We start from the raw sequence: 14,760 nt of genomic DNA, 5'->3' as shown, positions 1-14,760 counted from the left end.
GAGCCAATGGCTCGCCTTTTCCTGAATTCGTTTTGTTGTCGGTGTGGTTGCCGACTTAGCCTTCGACGTGAACGAAGGACTTGCCGCCTTTGCCGCGGGTGAATTTCACCTGGCCTTCAACGAGCGCGAACAGGGTGTGATCCTTGCCCATGCCGACGTTGTCGCCCGGGTACCATTTGGTGCCGCGCTGACGTACGATGATGTTGCCGGCGATAACTGCTTCGCCGCCGAATTTCTTGACCCCGAGACGGCGACCTGCGGTATCGCGGCCGTTACGGGAACTACCACCAGCTTTTTTGTGAGCCATTTGGTTTCTCCTATTTCTTTAGGGCCGCTTATTCAGCCGCTGCTGTTTCGGTTTTCTTCTTCGCCGGCGCCTTTTTCTTGGCAGCTGCGGCGATGCCGGTCACACGGAGAACCGTGATTTCCTGGCGATGACCTTTTTTCCGGCGATAGTTCTGCCGGCGTTTTTTCTTGAAGATGATGATCTTCTTGTCTTTTTTCTGTTCCAGAACGGTGGCGGTAACAGAAGCACCGTCGATGAGCGGCTCGCCCACTTTCACGCCTTTTTCGTCGCCTACCATCAGAACTTCGTCGAGGGTAACGGTTGCACCGGCATCACCCGCCAGCTTCTCAACCTTGATAACGTCACCTTCGGCTACGCGGTACTGCTTACCGCCGGTCTTTACGACTGCGAACATGTCGATTCCTTTCTTTTGCACGCCGCAGCAAACCGGGTGGGGCTGATAACCCTTTGAAACTCCCACACTTTGGGCGGTTTCCGCTGACTTTTTTACGTAACGCAAAACGGCGGTAGGAAAGTGCTCCTTCCGCCAATGTGCGCGGAATATACGAATTTAGCCGCGAGAGTCAACGCTGGAATGGTGTTTTACGCCAATTCGCGTGGCCTGGCCTGGGTCAAATCGGCGTGAGGCAGGCAGGGCAGCCATGGAGCATGTCCCCCGTCTGGGGTATAGCGGACTTAACGGAGGAGAAAAAGCATGACGACAATCATCGGTCCCAAGATCATTGGCGCCGTGGTGCAGGCGGGAACCCCCCTGTATGACAAGAAGGCGACATTCGAGAAGCTGGCGGACCTGATCGCTGATGCCGCTCGCACCGGCGCGAGCCTGGTGGTGATGCCGGAGGCTTTCGTGGGCGGCTACCCGAAGGGGCTGGATTTCGGCGTGCGTCTTGGCTCCCGGTCCGACGAGGGGCGGGACGAATTCCGCCGCTATGCCGACCAGGCGATCACGGTGCCGGGGCCGGATGTGGACGCGATCAGCAAGATGGTCGCGCGTGCGAAACTCTATCTGGTCGTCGGCGTGGTTGAACGTGAGGGCGGCACGCTTTATTGCACCGCGCTTTATTTCGCGCCCGATGGCAGGCTTATAGCCAAGCATCGCAAGCTGATGCCAACCGCGCTTGAGCGGGTCGTGTGGGGGTTCGGCGACGGGTCGACCCTCGCGGCACCAAAGACGGAAATCGGTGTACTTGGCGGCGCCATCTGCTGGGAAAACTACATGCCGCAGCTCAGGCTCGCCATGTATGGCAAAGGCGTGGAATTCTACTGTGCGCCGACGGTGGATGACCGCGATGTCTGGCTGCCGACCATGCAGACCATCGCGCTTGAAGGCCGCTGTTTTGTGCTGAGCGCCTGCCAATATATGGAGCGGGGCTATGGCCCGGCGGATTATCACCCCATGCAGGGGGAGGCCGCGGATACGGTTCTGATCCGGGGTGGCAGCTGTATCGTCTCACCGCTCGGCAAGGTGCTGGCGGATCCTGTTTTCGGCTGCGAAACCATCCTGACGGCGGAACTCGACAAGGAAGATATCGTCCGCGGCAAGTATGACCTCGATGTGGTTGGTCATTATGCCCGGCCCGACATTTTCACCCTGACGGTCGATGAACGGCCGCAATCGGCGGTGATGCCGCCCGAAGTCGCCTGATACGGCCCCATAAAAAAGGGCGGCCCTGATCGGCCACCCGTTTCATACATTGGTTAAAGCTGCGTTTAGGCGCAGAGCTTTTTCTTGGCGTCGAAATATTCGTCCGCCAGGCGGTCGACGAGCCCGGCCGCGGGTAGCACGTCTGTGACCGCACCGATGCCCTGGCCGCAGCCCCAGATGTCTTTCCAGGCTTTCTTGTCCTGGTTGCCGCCCGAGCCGAAATTCATTTTCGACGGGTCGCTTTCCGGCAGGTTTTTTGGGTCGAGGCCCGCGGCTTCGATCGACGGCGCCAGATAGTTGCCGTGGATGCCGGTGAACAGGTTCGAATAGACGATATCGTCCGCATGGCCGTCGACGATGGCCTGCTTGTAGCGGGCGTCGGCGTTGGCTTCTTCGGTGGCGATGAAGGCGGAGCCGATATAGGCGAAGTCCGCGCCCATGGCCTGGGCGGCGAGCACCGAGCGGCCGTTGGCGATGGAGCCGGAGAGCGCGAGCGGGCCATCAAACCATTCGCGGATTTCCTGGATAAGCGCGAAGGGCGACAACGTGCCGGCGTGGCCGCCAGCCCCGGCTGCGACGGCGATCAGGCCGTCAGCGCCCTTTTCGATCGCTTTCTTGGCGAAACGGTTGTTGATGATGTCATGCATCACCACACCGCCGTAGCTATGCGCGGCGGCGTTCACTTCCGGCACGGCCCCCAAGGAGGTGATCATCACCGGCACCTTGTATTTCACGCACAGTTCCACATCCTGCATCAGGCGCGCGTTCGACTTGTGCACGATCTGGTTCACGGCGAACGGCGCTGCGGGCTTATCCGGGTTTTTCTGGTTATAGGCGTCCAGTTCCTCGGTGATGCGCTTGAGCCATTCCTCAAGAACCTCAATCGGGCGGGCATTCAAAGCCGGGAACGACCCGACGACCCCGGCTTTACACTGGGCGATCACCAGGTCCGGGTTCGAGATGATGAAAAGCGGCGACCCGATCACCGGGATACGCAGATGCTCAAAAACTTTCGGCAGCGCCATGAATGTTGCCTCTTCCTGCTGGATTGACCTTTTTGCCTGCCTTCCCCTCCCTTCGGGCGAAGACCAAGCCTTTCCATGCAACATAGCGTGCGAAACGCCTTCGTCCAGAAATTTGGACTGATGGGTCCAGTATCTGGCGATGCGAGGGGGTCAAGGTCTCTTTCCTGATTGCACTTCTCCCCTTATGCTACCCCTAAGCGGGGAGGAGCCAAATGCAGGAAAATGCGGTGAAAAGCAGTCTGATGGCGCGGCTAAGCGCGCGGCTGTTTGCGCCGGTGGATGGCGCTTCGCTCGCCGCCTTCCGCATCCTGTTCGGGCTTATCCTGATGGTGGAGGTCGGCCGCTATGTCGGCCATCACTGGATCGAGACCAAATATATCGAGCCGCAGTTTTTCTTCTCCTACCTCGGGTTTGGCTGGGTGAAACCCTTCGGCGCGCAGGGCATGTTCTGGGTGTTCCGGCTTCTGGGTATCTTCGCCTTCCTGATGCTGGTCGGGCTTTATTACCGGCTGGCGGCCTGGGGTGTGTTCGTCACCTTCAGCTATATCTTCCTCCTCGATAAAGCCCAGTATCTCAACCATTTCTATTTCACCATCCTGCTCGCCTTCGTGCTCGCGGTCTCACCGGCCAATCAGGTTTGGTCGCTGGACCGGCTCCTCGGCCGGGTGAAGCGCCGCGATCATATCCCGGCCTGGGCGCTTTATACCGCGCGGGCGCAGATGGAGATCATGCTCATCTGGGCGGGGCTCGTGAAGCTGAATGCCGATTGGCTGGCGGGTAAGCCGCTGGGGGACTGGCTCACGGGTGTCGCCTGGCGCTTCCCGCATGAGATTGCGGAGCTACTGAAAAGCCCGGAGATCGCCGTCACAGCCGCCTGGGGCGTGGTGGCGCTCCATCTCATCGGGGCGCCGCTCCTGCTGGTCAGGCGCACCCGGCTTTATGTGTTCGCGGTCTATGCCACCTTCCATATGCTGAACCATCTGTTCTGGCAGATCGGCATCTTTCCCTGGATGACCATCGCGGGCACGCTGCTGTTCTTCGGCGCGGACTGGCCGCGGCAGGTGGCGGCGCGGCTCAAGCTTCGGGGCTTCGGGCGCACGGGCGCGGACGTCCCCAGCTTCACCCCGAAGCGAAGGGTGACAGCCTTCGTGCTCTTCTGGGTCATCAGCCAGGCGCTGTTGCCGATCAGGCCTTACCTGTACCCGGGCAACCCGGCCTGGAACGAGCAGGGCCATCGTTTCGCGTGGCGCATGAAGCTCCGGGATAAGGAAGGCCGCATCCGGTTCACGGTGCGGGACCCGGCGACGGGTACACGCTATCCCATCACGCTCAGCGATTACCTGACCCGGCGCCAGGCCGTGACCATGAGCACGCGGCCGAGCATGATGCTGCAGTTCGCCCACTATCTGGCGCGCCGCTTCCGGGAAGATCACGGCATTCAGCACCCGCAGGTGTTCGCGGAAAGCTATGTGTCCCTGAACGGCAGGCCTTACCACCGCTATGTAGACCCGGCGCTGGACCTCGCCGCTGAGCCGCGGACGTTCCTGTCGCCGGATGAATGGATATTGCCGCTGCCTGAAGGTGCGCGCGGCGCCCCGGATGAGGGCGAGGGCGACACGCCGGACAGAAACACGGATCATGACGGAGCAGACGATGACGAAGGCTGAGGATGCTGCCCCGCTGATGCTCTATGACGGCGTCTGCAACCTGTGTAACGGCATGGTGCGCTTTATCCTGAAACGGGACCGGCGCGCGCTGTTCCGTTTCGCGTCCGTACAGTCGGACTATGCGGCGCAAGCTCTTATGCGCTTCGGCAAGGTGTGGGAGGGCGATACCTTTTATCTCATCCTGGATGGCAGGCTCTATGACCGCTCGTCCGCCGCGCTTCGTATCCTGGCGCGGCTCTCCTTTCCGTGGCCCATGATGGCGGTATTCCTGATTGTGCCGAAACCGCTGAGGGACTGGGTTTACGGCCTTGTTGCAAAGAACCGTTATCGGCTTTTCGGCCGCACGGAGACGTGCCAGATGCCGGATAAATCAGTGCGGGACAGATTTCTCGATCTTAAAGCTTGAAAGCGGCAAACTGTTGGGCTAGGTTGCGCGCCGCCGCTACCCCCTGAGGCACACAGCTAAACGGGGATCAGCCTTTCGTGCGGAGAGTTGCCGGAGCGGTCGAACGGGGCGGTCTCGAAAACCGTTGTGCGCGCAAGCGTACCGAGGGTTCGAATCCCTCACTCTCCGCCATTTCCCTTCCTATGAACTACACAGTAAGCTCGCGCGGACCGCGGGCTTGCGGTATTGGCCGTTTGCCAAGCTTCGGGGTCACGGCATTGGTGTCAGCCTGAAGGACAATATTATCCTACTATGGATTTAGACGGCACAACCTGGTGCTACCATGATATAAGGGTGGGGAAGTTCGTTCTAATATTGTGATCAGTTCGTTCTAATCTATAGATTAGACCAATATGTCGGCTAATGCCTATCATAGCTTAGGGACATATATATACAGGAACTGAGAAGATGCTCGAGACGACCCCGATTGCCAACCGGGCCCGGTCACTGGTTCGTGCCGCCCGACCTCCCCTTCTTGCCGTGCTCTTTCTTGGCGCGGCCGCCGCAACCTTCCTGGCGACAGGATCGTTCACTGCCGCCCGTGCTGATTCTGCACCTGAGGCGACGGCATGGAACCCGCCGGACATCGATAGCCTGCCGGATAATGAATGGGGCCGGACGGTGCGCTATGGCCGCGATCTGATCGAACACACCGCCAGCTTGATCGGCCCGGAAGTCAAGGACCCGTCTCACCGCTTCTCCGGCAATAACCTGAATTGCCAGAACTGCCACCTGCAGGCAGGGACCCAGAAATTCGGCAACCCCTATGTCGGTGTTTATGCTGACTTCCCCAGCTACCGGAAACGCTCCGGCAGCGTCGGCACCATGGAGGACCGGGTCCAGGGCTGCATGCAGCGCAGCATGAACGGCAAGCCGCTTCCGGCGAAAAGCCGGGAGCTGGTCTCGATCGTCTCCTATTTGAAATTCCTGTCGACCGGCCAAGCGATCGGTGCCCCCCGTGTCGGGAAGGGCTCTGGAAAGATGCCTGAGCTCACCCGCGCCGCAGACCCGGTTAAGGGCCATGAAGTATATAACAACATCTGTGCCGCCTGCCATGGTGCTGACGGTCAGGGCCAGCGGGTTGGCGAGGTCGGTGACGGCCAGGGCTATCAGTTCCCGCCGCTCTGGGGTCCGGATAGCTATAACGACGGCGCCGGTATGAACCGGTTGATCACCGCTGCGAACTTCATCCATTCGAACATGCCGTTCGGCACCACGTATGATGAGCCCGCCCTGTCGGTGGAGGATGCCTGGGACGTTGCAGCTTACATCGACTCCCAGCCGCGGCCGCACAAGGCTCATATTGAGCGCGACTTCCCGAACAGGCTGGAGAAGAAGATCGACTCTGCCTTCGGCCCCTATGCCGACCATTTTAGTGAGAAGCAGCACAAATACGGGCCGTACGCTCCTATTCGGGCGGAAATCAAGAAGCTGAAGCAACAAGCAAAGAAGTAAGGCGCACGCTGCCAATACCATTCGGAAATTGAAAAACTGCAACAGAGGGAAAAGGGAAAATGACAATGAATACTGATAGAAGGACTGCTTTGCAGACATTGGGTCTTGCACTCGCGGTGGGGGCCGCTGGTGCGTCTGGGATTGCCTCGAAAGCGGCGAAAGCCGGGGATACCCTGCCGGCTGGCGCCAAGACGCTTGCCGACTTCACAAAACGGCTCGCGGCCGCCCCCCGTCGCCGTGATTTCAAAACGGTGCCGATGATCCTCGATCATCCCGACCAGTGGGATGATGCGGCGCTCAAGGAAGTTCTGGCTTATAAGTCGGTCTCCAAACAGTGCTGGGACAACACCGACATCCACGGCTCCTGGCTCAACGTGATGCGCAACTCGCTGAACGCCCAGGTCTATTCGTTTGGCCATGCCGACTTCCTGATCGTCTCGGCAACCCACGGTTCCGCCAACTATGCGCTCTATGATCAGATGATCTGGGACAAATACAGCCTGGCGAAAATGGTCGGTGGCAAGCCCGCCAAGAACGAGCTGATCCTCGATAAGAAGGGCGCGTCGGCCAATCCTGCCGACTATCAGAACCCGGCTGGTGTCTATTCGCCGGAAAACATCTCGATCCCGGCGCTGATGCGTCGCGGTGCCGTGTTCATGTCGTGCCACAACGCGGTTTGGGAACAGGCCCGGAAGCTGCATGCGAAGGGCTTTAACCCTGACAAGCTCTCGGTTGATGAAATCGCGGCCGACCTGACCAACCACCTGATCAAGGACGTTGTTCTGATCCCGGGTGCTGTTGCGACCCTGGTCGAGCTGGAGAATGCGGGGTTCCGTTATGCTCGTTAAGCTGACACAGCGTCGCCGCTTCCGTTCGGCGATGATGATCGCGGCCCTTGGCGCCGCCGCCCTCACCGGCGGTGCTGCCTCGGCGGCCGGCACCAACCTGCCCGGTGATGAAATCTATCCGCCCTGGCAGAATGGCGCGAACAATGATGCCGTCCATCGCGGTGTTGAGTTCACCATCCCTAAAATCGACGTGCTCGCGGACTTCCATGGTGACCTGACCGATCCGAAGCTCGTGCTGTTCGTCGGCGGGAACTATTTCTTCGCCATGGCGTGGCTCGTCAAGGAGTTCGAGGTCGAGCATCCTGAGTATAAAGGCCGCATCTACTGGGAGACCATCCCGCCGGGGCTGCTTGCTGAGCAGATCCGCCAGGGTGGCAAGGTCACCAGCGGCAACATGACCTGGACGATCAAGCCGGACGTGTTCCTGGCCGGTCTTGCTGGTGTCAACCGGGTGCTCAAGGAAGGGCTCGTCGTTGCCCCTGTGGTGCCTTATGTCACCAATAACCTGACGATCATGGTGCCGAAGGGTAACCCGGGCCATATCACCAGCCTCGCCGATCTGGCGAAGCCGGAGCTGCGGATCGCCATGCCGAACCCGAAGTTCGAAGGCATCGGTCGGCAGATCCAGAAGTCGCTCAAGAAGGCCGGTGGCGAAGCGCTCAATACCGCCGTCTATGAGACCAAGGTTGCGTCTGGGGCGACGACCATGACCCATGTCCACCACCGGCAGACGCCGCTTTTCCTCCTTGAAGGGCGTGTCCAGGGCGGTGTGACGTGGCAATCGGAAGCCAAGTTCCAGGAATCGATCGGTCACCCGATCAGCCATGTCGACATTCCGGCAAAGGACAACACCACGGCCATCTACGCCGGGGCAATCGTCAAGGGTGCCGCGCACCCGGAAGCAGGCAAGGCCTGGCTCGATTTCATCCGCTCGCCCAAAGGGCTTGAGATCTTCGAGCGCTACGGCTTCAAGCCTTACAAGAAGTCCTGACAGGACTGAGCGGCCCTCCCTACGGCAGCCCGTTGCTCATGGGCCCGCCCGTAAGCCGCTCAGAATAAGACAGCTCCCAAGACATCGCGCCTTGGGAGCTGTTTTTTTAAGAAGAAAGCGCGGACCGTGGGGTCCGCGCTTTTGTTTTTAGTTCTTGGCTTTGATGAAGCCGCGGTCCTCGAGCATCGGGCCGACGTCCGGCTCTTTGCCGTAGAAGGCCTTGAACATGGTGTCATAGTCTTCGGTATGACCGCGCGACAGGATCATGTCGCGGAAGCGCTGGCCGTTCGCACGGGTCAGGCCGCCATGTTCCTTCATCCAGGCATAGGCGTCATTTTCCAGCATCTGGGTCCAGAGGTAGGCGTAATAGCCTGCCGAATAGCCGTTGGCCCAGATATGCAGGAAATAGCTGGAGCGGTAGCGCGGCGGCACGTCTTTGGTGTCGAGTCCCATAGACGCCAGCGTCTTGGCTTCGAACGTGTCTACGTCCTGCTTCGGTGCGCTTGCGGGCAGCGAATGCCAGGCGAGGTCAAGCTTCGCGGCGGCAACCAGTTCACCCAGCGCATAACCCTGGTTGAACTTGGAGGCTTTCTTGATCTTCTCAACCAGCGCGGCCGGGATTTTCTCCCCGGTTTTATAGTTGATGGCATAGTTCGCCAGCACCTTGTCATCTAGCGCCCAGTGTTCGTTGAACTGGGACGGGAATTCGACAAAGTCACGCGCCGTGTTGGTGCCCGAAAGGGTCGGGTACATCTGGTCCGCGAACAGGCCATGCAGGGCGTGGCCGAATTCATGGAACATGGTGGTCACGTCATCGAAGCTGATGAGCGCGGGCTGGCCCGCCGCAGGCTTGGTGAAGTTGGCGACGTTATAGATCACCGGCTTGGTGCCAAGAAGTTTCGACTGGCCGACAAAGTTGGACATCCAGGCGCCGCCGGATTTGTTGTCGCGCTTGTAATAGTCGAAATACATCAGGCCGAGCTTGGAGCCGTCCTTGTCGAACACTTCATAGACCATCACGTCCGGCTGGTAGACCGGGATGTCCGTGCGTTTCTTGAAAGTCAGGCCATACAGCTGGTTGGCGGCATAGAAGACACCTTTTTCCAGCACGGTGTGCAGCTCGAAATACGGTTTGATCTGGGATTCATCCAGGTCGTATTTCGCCTTGCGGATCTTCTCGGAGTAATAGTTCCAGTCATACGGCTTCATCTTGAAGTTCTTGCCGCTGGCGGTGATTTCCTTCTGGATCTCGGCGGCTTCGCGCTTCTCTGCCTTGGTGGTCGGGCCGACAAGCTTGGCGATGAAGTCTTCCGCGACCTTCGGCGTTTTCACCATCTGGTCTTCGAGCTTGTAGGCAGCCCAGTTCGGGAAGCCGAGCAGCTGTGCCTTCTGGGCGCGGATGTGGGCGATTTGCTCGATGGTGTCGCGGGTGTCGTTGGCGTCACCGAGCTCGGCGCGGCTCCAGCTCTTCTTGAACAGCGCCTCGCGGGTCTCGCGGTCGGAAAGCGATTGCAGGGCCGGCTGCTGGGTGGTGTTCTGCAAGGGCAGAATCCATTTGCCGTCCAGCCCACGCGCTTTCGCGTCGGCGGCTGCGGCAGCGATGGTGCCCTTGTCGAGACCGGCGAGCGCCTTCTCATTATCCACGACCAGCGCACCGTCTTTCGCGGCGGCGATCAGCTTCTGGCTGAAGCTGGTCTCAAGCTTGGAAAGCTTGGTGTTCATCTCGCGCAGCTTGGCTTTGTCCGACGGGGACAGAAGCGCACCGGCGCGGACGAACTGCTGGTAATAGATCTTCAGCAGCATGGCCTGCTCGGAATCGAGGCCCAGCTTGGCGCGCTCGTTATAAAGCGTCTGCACGCGCTTGAAGAGCTTGTCGTTCAGGAAGATGGCATCCTGGTGCTGCGACAGCTTCGGCGAGACAGCCGCCTGAACCTTGTCGAGCGTATCGTCGGTGTTGGCCTGCACGACGCCAAAGAAGGCTTCGGAGACCCGGTCCAGCATCCGGCCGGACTTTTCCATCGCGACGATGGTGTTGTCGAAGGTCGGCGCAGCCGGGTTGTTGGCGATTTTGTCGATCTCGGCGATATGCAGCTTCATGCCTTCGATGAAAGCGGGCTGGTAATCGCTGTCCTTGATCATGTTGAAGGGCGGTGCCTGGTACGGTAGGGTGCTTTCCTTCGCGAACGGATTGTCCGCCATTGCCTGAGTTGCCGCGTGGGCGACGCTGGCGGTTCCCATTGCACAAGTTACAAATGCAACAGTTCCGAGCCACTTGATGCGCCTCATTCTATTCTCCCCATATTATTGGTGTTGTGTAACCGATCGTGCCCGGGGGGCTGCTTTTGGGATGCAGGGCGGGCAGATGGTAGTGCGCGGCAGCACGCTACCACCCGGTTGGCGCAGTCTTCAAGGACAAATCGGTGAACCGTTCGTCGCAGAAAAGCGGCCCGGGAGGATGGTTTAAACTTTAGTGTGGGGCGTTGGTGCGAGGGCCATTCCGCTTTGCGAAAAGGAGAGGCAACCTTATACTGCAGACGCGGTTTTCAGTGGGGTTCTGAGAGTTGTTCTGGCAAGCAGAAGGAAAAACACATGAAGATGACCCCGTTACTGTCAGGTTGCATCCTCTGGCTGGGGCTGATGCCAGCCGCCTCAGCGGCGCCGTCCGATGAAACGGTGGCGCAGGACAGGGCACGGGCACTGGATGCCATCCAGGTTTTTCAGAAATCGCTCAAGTCAGAACTGATGAAGGCGATGGCGAAAGGTGGGCCTGCGGCTGCGGTAACCGTCTGCAATGAAAAGGCGCCGGGGATTGCGGAGGCATTAGCCCATGAGAAGGGGCTCCGGATCGGGCGGACCAGCCTGAAGCTCAGGAACCCCAACAATGCGCCCGACATGTGGGAAAAATCCGTCCTTGAGGATTTTGAGCACAAGCGGGCGAACGGCGACCCTATCGCGATGCTTGAGGCTGCGCTTGTGAAGGGACAGACCTATCGCTTCATGAAGGCGATCCCCACGCAGGGGCTGTGTACGGTCTGCCACGGCGCGGCCGTGAACCCCAAGCTCTATAAAACCATCAAGGCGCTCTATCCTGAGGACAAAGCGGTCGGCTTCAGGGCGGGCGACATTCGCGGCGCCTTCACCGTTACGATTCCGCTTGAAGAAAAGCCAGCTCAGGACTGACGCAGGCCGCTCAGGCTTCAGCGCGGCGTCCTATTTTTGATTTATATGGCGGCGTGCAGGGAAGCGGGGTTCTGGCAAGCCCCGAACGCCAACGTCATAGACAAAGACGCTGCCAGCCAGCGGTTCGCCTTTAAGTACATCATCCGAAAGCCCCTGTTTTGCGGAGGTCACGAACAGGAGGTTCAGGCCGGGCCCTCCTAACGTCGTACAGCTTGGCTGGCTGACGGGGAGGGTGATCATGCGGTCCAGGCTACCGTCAGGCAGGTAACGCCGCACGGTGTGGGATGCCCAGGTCGCACTCCAAAGCCCGCCTTCAGCGTCCATGCAGGCGCCGTCCGGGTAGGCGTCCCCTGTCAGGGACGCGAAGACACGCCGGTTGCTTGTCGTGCCTGAAGCGACATCATAGTCGTAGGCGTAAATCTTCTGCCGGGGGCTGTCGGCGAAATACAGGGTGGCGCCGTCCGGGCTCCAGCTCAGGCCGTTGGAGATGACAACGCCGTCTTCGACCTTGTCGGTGGTGCCGTCGGCCGAAAGCCGGTACAGCGCCCCCTTGAGGCCCTGGCCCGCGGTTTCGACCATGGTGCCGGACCAGAAGCGGCCCTGCGGGTCGACCCGGCCGTCATTGAAGCGCACACCGGGGGTGTGTTCTGCGGGCCGGCCAAACCACAGGACCTCGCCACTTTCGGGCCAGTAGAGCGCGAAGCCGGTCTCAAACGCCGTCACAAGGCAGCCGGGCACATCCGTGAGTCCGAAGGAACCAACCCGCTCCGGCGTGTCAAAGGTCCGGATGCCCTGGCTTTCCCAGTCCATGCGGTAGAGCTTCTTCTCTTCGATATCGGTCCACCACAGGGCGCCGGTCCCGTCGTCCCAGGTGATGCCTTCACCGAGCCTATTGTCGGCTTTGATGATCGAAATCGGCTCCATGCGTCCCCTCCTTACCACCAGGTAGCATATAGCGCCATGAGGATGACTGTCACGGCGAGCGCGCATAGATTAAAGCCGCGCGTGGAAAAGTCGATATCCGAGACGCGGGGCGTATCTATTGCTGTTGTTGCCGGACGAAAATGGCTGCGAGCCCGGCGGCAAAAAAGAAATGAAGCCCCGCTGGCAGCTTTGCCCATCAAAGGCAGCCGGCGGGGCTTTCATCTTCCCGGGAGGGAATGGCGGGATTAGTCAGTCGCCCTCAGGGCTTCACGGACGATATCGACAATCTGGTCGATATGGCCTTCGTTCATGGTCAGGATCGGCGCGATCGCCAGCGTGTCGCCGTTGTTGCGGATCACCGCGCCCATGTCATAGGCCTTCTGGACCACGGCGGCCGCGCGCGCGCCGGGCACGCCGTCCTTGGTGGTGACCGTGAGGCCACAGGCGAGGCCGAGGTTGCGGATGTCCGTCACATGCGGTTCGCCCTTCAGGCTGTGGACCGCGTCCTCGAAGTAAGGCGCGAGCGCCGCCACGTGGGCATAGACGCCTTCGTCCTTGATGATCTGCTGCGTGGCGAGGCCCGCGGCGACCGCCAGCGGGTGCGCGCTGTAGGTATAGCCGTGGAAGAATTCCACGCCCGCCTTCGTGCCTTCGATGAAGGTGTCGTAGATCTTTTTCTGTGCGATCACGGCGCCCATCGGTACGGCGGCGTTGTTGATCGCCTTCGCGGTGGTGATGATATCGGGCTCGATGCCGAAATAGGTGGCCGCGTTCGGGGCCCCCAGGCGGCCGAAGCCGGTGATAACCTCATCGAAGATCATCAGGATGCCGTGTTTGGCGGTGACTTCACGCACCATCTCCACATAGCCCTTCGGCGGGATGAACGCACCGGCCGAGCCCGCGAACGGTTCGATGATGACCGCCGCGATGGTGGAGGCGTCATGCAGCGCGATGATGCCTTCCAGTTCCTTGCGGTAGCGTTCCACATCCATGTCGGTCAGGCCACGGCTGTAGGCGTGGGTTTCCGGGTCATAGGGCAGGGACATATGGTCCACGCCCGGCAGCAGGCTGCCGAAGAATTTGCGGTTGTTGACCATGCCGCCCACCGAGATGCCGCCGAAGCCGACGCCGTGATAGCCCTGCACCCGGCCGATCAGGCGCGTGCGGGTGCCTTCGCCGCGGACGCGGTGGTAAGCGATCGCCATCTTGAGCGCGGTATCGACCGATTCCGAGCCCGAGTTGGTGAAGAAGACATGATTAAGCTCACCCGGGAACTGGTCGGCGACCACATTGGCCAGCTCGAACGACTTCGGGTGGCCGAAGTTGAAGGACGGCGCGTAATCGAGTGTCGCGGCCTGCATCTGGATCGCTTCCACGATCTTCGGGTGGCTGTGGCCCAGGTTCGAACACCAGAGGCCGGAGAAGCCGTCCAACACGGCGCGGCCGTCGGTGGTGTAGAAATGGTAGCCTTCAGCGCGCTCGAACAGGCGCGGGGCCTGTTTGAATGCCCGGTTGGGCGTGAAAGGCATCCAGAAGGCTGCCAGGTCGTCGTTGCGTTTGTTCGTTTCCGACATTGAACACCTCAAGTGCGTCGTTAATAGGTTGGCTTCATGCTTAAATCGCCTTCCATTGGGCGATCAAGGCGTTTTATCGCATGGCTTTTCGCGTTGAAAAATGGCGGAATGCCACATAGATTGTTTAAAATATTAAACGGAAAGAACAGGTGCCCCATGGAAGACCTCGGAGAACGGTTGCGACTCACCCGTGAGAAGTTCGGCATTTCGCAGCGCGAGCTTGCTCGCAAGGTCGGGGTTTCGAACGGCACCATCTCGCAGATCGAGGGCGGGCACAGCGACCCGTCCTTTTCGCTCACGCTCAAAATCCTCGAAGGCCTCGGCGTCACCGTGACCGAGTTTTTCGAGGAGCGGGAGAACCGCACCCAGAAGGTCTTCTACCGCGCCGAGGACTTCGTCAATGTTGGCACCGGCAAGATCGAATATATGCAGCTGGGCGCCAGCACCAACGGCCGCCAGCTTCAGTTCCTCAGGGAGATTTACCCCGCGGGTGCCACGACCGGGCCGAAGGCGCTGGTCCATGAAGGCGAGGAAGCCGGGATCGTCCTCCGTGGGCGGCTGGAGGTACAGGTCGGCGATCAGATCCGCACGCTCGGCCCCGGCGAAGCCTATCACTTCCCCAGCACGACCCCGCACCGGTTCAAGAACCCGGGACCGGAGGAATGTGAGCTGGTCACCGCCTGCACGCCGCCTTTCTGA

14 protein-coding genes and 1 tRNA gene are annotated in these 14,760 nt (G+C 60.2%); 9 read left to right on the top strand and 6 right to left on the bottom strand.

Annotated features, from left to right (window positions below; genetic code table 11):
* Window positions 1–55 precede the first annotated feature (55 nt).
* Complete coding sequence (rpmA, locus tag K6118_RS02180; protein WP_247118571.1) at window positions 56–307, bottom strand: 50S ribosomal protein L27; 252 nt, start codon at window positions 305–307, stop codon at window positions 56–58.
* Between the two features lie 28 nt (window positions 308–335).
* Window positions 336–701, bottom strand: coding sequence for a 50S ribosomal protein L21 (gene rplU, locus K6118_RS02175; RefSeq protein ID WP_247118570.1), 366 nt, complete (start codon window positions 699–701; stop codon window positions 336–338).
* Between the two features lie 300 nt (window positions 702–1,001).
* Between rplU and K6118_RS02170 the strand changes: the two genes are divergently transcribed.
* Entirely contained in the window at window positions 1,002–1,952 is a 951-nt protein-coding gene (locus K6118_RS02170) for a carbon-nitrogen hydrolase family protein (RefSeq protein WP_247118569.1), read from the top strand.
* 65 nt (window positions 1,953–2,017) lie between these two features.
* Here K6118_RS02170 and K6118_RS02165 read toward each other — a convergent pair whose 3' ends face one another.
* Entirely contained in the window at window positions 2,018–2,977 is a 960-nt protein-coding gene (locus K6118_RS02165; protein ID WP_247118568.1) for an NAD(P)H-dependent flavin oxidoreductase, read from the bottom strand.
* 212 nt (window positions 2,978–3,189) lie between these two features.
* Between K6118_RS02165 and K6118_RS02160 the strand changes: the two genes are divergently transcribed.
* From K6118_RS02160 to K6118_RS02135, 6 genes are all read left to right on the top strand, one after another.
* Window positions 3,190–4,644, top strand: a complete 1,455-nt coding sequence (locus K6118_RS02160; protein WP_247118567.1) for an HTTM domain-containing protein — start codon at window positions 3,190–3,192, stop codon at window positions 4,642–4,644.
* Complete coding sequence (locus K6118_RS02155; RefSeq protein ID WP_247118566.1) at window positions 4,616–5,050, top strand: thiol-disulfide oxidoreductase DCC family protein; 435 nt, start codon at window positions 4,616–4,618, stop codon at window positions 5,048–5,050. The genes K6118_RS02160 and K6118_RS02155 overlap by 29 nt, the downstream gene beginning before the upstream one ends.
* Window positions 5,051–5,131: 81 nt before the next feature.
* Window positions 5,132–5,221 (top strand) — tRNA-Ser (locus tag K6118_RS02150).
* 276 nt (window positions 5,222–5,497) lie between these two features.
* Window positions 5,498–6,544 (top strand): c-type cytochrome, encoded by a 1,047-nt coding sequence (locus tag K6118_RS02145; RefSeq protein WP_247118565.1) that lies wholly within the window; start codon window positions 5,498–5,500, stop codon window positions 6,542–6,544.
* Between the two features lie 59 nt (window positions 6,545–6,603).
* On the top strand, window positions 6,604–7,392 hold the full coding sequence (gene tetH / locus K6118_RS02140; protein ID WP_343269872.1) for a thiosulfate dehydrogenase: 789 nt from the start codon (window positions 6,604–6,606) through the stop codon (window positions 7,390–7,392).
* The gene (locus K6118_RS02135; protein ID WP_247118563.1) at window positions 7,382–8,383 is read left to right on the top strand and encodes a molybdate ABC transporter substrate-binding protein; all 1,002 of its coding nucleotides are present in this window, start codon (window positions 7,382–7,384) and stop codon (window positions 8,381–8,383) included. Before tetH ends, K6118_RS02135 begins: the two co-directional genes overlap by 11 nt.
* 147 nt (window positions 8,384–8,530) lie before the next feature.
* On the opposite strand, the gene K6118_RS02130 is transcribed toward K6118_RS02135, so the two are convergent.
* Complete coding sequence (locus K6118_RS02130) at window positions 8,531–10,621, bottom strand: M3 family metallopeptidase (RefSeq protein WP_343269898.1); 2,091 nt, start codon at window positions 10,619–10,621, stop codon at window positions 8,531–8,533.
* Between the two features lie 351 nt (window positions 10,622–10,972).
* On the opposite strand from K6118_RS02130, the gene K6118_RS02125 reads away from it, so the two are divergent.
* Window positions 10,973–11,563, top strand: coding sequence for a Tll0287-like domain-containing protein (locus K6118_RS02125; RefSeq protein ID WP_247118561.1), 591 nt, complete (start codon window positions 10,973–10,975; stop codon window positions 11,561–11,563).
* Between the two features lie 30 nt (window positions 11,564–11,593).
* Here the strand turns inward: K6118_RS02125 and K6118_RS02120 are convergent, their stop codons facing one another.
* Both K6118_RS02120 and aptA read right to left on the bottom strand, forming a co-directional pair.
* Window positions 11,594–12,487, bottom strand: a complete 894-nt coding sequence (locus K6118_RS02120; protein WP_247118560.1) for an SMP-30/gluconolactonase/LRE family protein — start codon at window positions 12,485–12,487, stop codon at window positions 11,594–11,596.
* A gap of 245 nt (window positions 12,488–12,732) precedes the next feature.
* Entirely contained in the window at window positions 12,733–14,061 is a 1,329-nt protein-coding gene (gene aptA / locus K6118_RS02115) for an omega-aminotransferase AptA (protein ID WP_247118559.1), read from the bottom strand.
* A 156-nt stretch (window positions 14,062–14,217) separates the two neighbouring features.
* Between aptA and K6118_RS02110 the strand changes: the two genes are divergently transcribed.
* The gene (locus K6118_RS02110) at window positions 14,218–14,760 is read left to right on the top strand and encodes a cupin domain-containing protein (protein ID WP_247118558.1); all 543 of its coding nucleotides are present in this window, start codon (window positions 14,218–14,220) and stop codon (window positions 14,758–14,760) included.

Source organism: Kordiimonas marina, assembly GCF_023006325.1.
Classification (GTDB): domain Bacteria; phylum Pseudomonadota; class Alphaproteobacteria; order Sphingomonadales; family Kordiimonadaceae; genus Kordiimonas; species Kordiimonas marina.
This window is presented reverse-complemented; position numbering and strand designations above follow the sequence as displayed.

What these genes read in the sequence shown, in the direction of transcription:
- rpmA (WP_247118571.1), bottom strand. Translation starts at nt 307, where the DNA reads ATGGCTCACAAAAAAGCTGGTGGTAGTTCCCGTAACGGCCGCGATACC.
- rplU (WP_247118570.1), bottom strand. Translation starts at nt 701, where the DNA reads ATGTTCGCAGTCGTAAAGACCGGCGGTAAGCAGTACCGCGTAGCCGAA.
- K6118_RS02170 (WP_247118569.1), top strand. Translation starts at nt 1,002, where the DNA reads ATGACGACAATCATCGGTCCCAAGATCATTGGCGCCGTGGTGCAGGCG.
- K6118_RS02165 (WP_247118568.1), bottom strand. Translation starts at nt 2,977, where the DNA reads ATGGCGCTGCCGAAAGTTTTTGAGCATCTGCGTATCCCGGTGATCGGG.
- K6118_RS02160 (WP_247118567.1), top strand. Translation starts at nt 3,190, where the DNA reads ATGCAGGAAAATGCGGTGAAAAGCAGTCTGATGGCGCGGCTAAGCGCG.
- K6118_RS02155 (WP_247118566.1), top strand. Translation starts at nt 4,616, where the DNA reads ATGACGGAGCAGACGATGACGAAGGCTGAGGATGCTGCCCCGCTGATG.
- K6118_RS02145 (WP_247118565.1), top strand. Translation starts at nt 5,498, where the DNA reads ATGCTCGAGACGACCCCGATTGCCAACCGGGCCCGGTCACTGGTTCGT.
- tetH (WP_343269872.1), top strand. Translation starts at nt 6,604, where the DNA reads ATGACAATGAATACTGATAGAAGGACTGCTTTGCAGACATTGGGTCTT.
- K6118_RS02135 (WP_247118563.1), top strand. Translation starts at nt 7,382, where the DNA reads ATGCTCGTTAAGCTGACACAGCGTCGCCGCTTCCGTTCGGCGATGATG.
- K6118_RS02130 (WP_343269898.1), bottom strand. Translation starts at nt 10,621, where the DNA reads ATGGGAACCGCCAGCGTCGCCCACGCGGCAACTCAGGCAATGGCGGAC.
- K6118_RS02125 (WP_247118561.1), top strand. Translation starts at nt 10,973, where the DNA reads ATGAAGATGACCCCGTTACTGTCAGGTTGCATCCTCTGGCTGGGGCTG.
- K6118_RS02120 (WP_247118560.1), bottom strand. Translation starts at nt 12,487, where the DNA reads ATGGAGCCGATTTCGATCATCAAAGCCGACAATAGGCTCGGTGAAGGC.
- aptA (WP_247118559.1), bottom strand. Translation starts at nt 14,061, where the DNA reads ATGTCGGAAACGAACAAACGCAACGACGACCTGGCAGCCTTCTGGATG.
- K6118_RS02110 (WP_247118558.1), top strand. Translation starts at nt 14,218, where the DNA reads ATGGAAGACCTCGGAGAACGGTTGCGACTCACCCGTGAGAAGTTCGGC.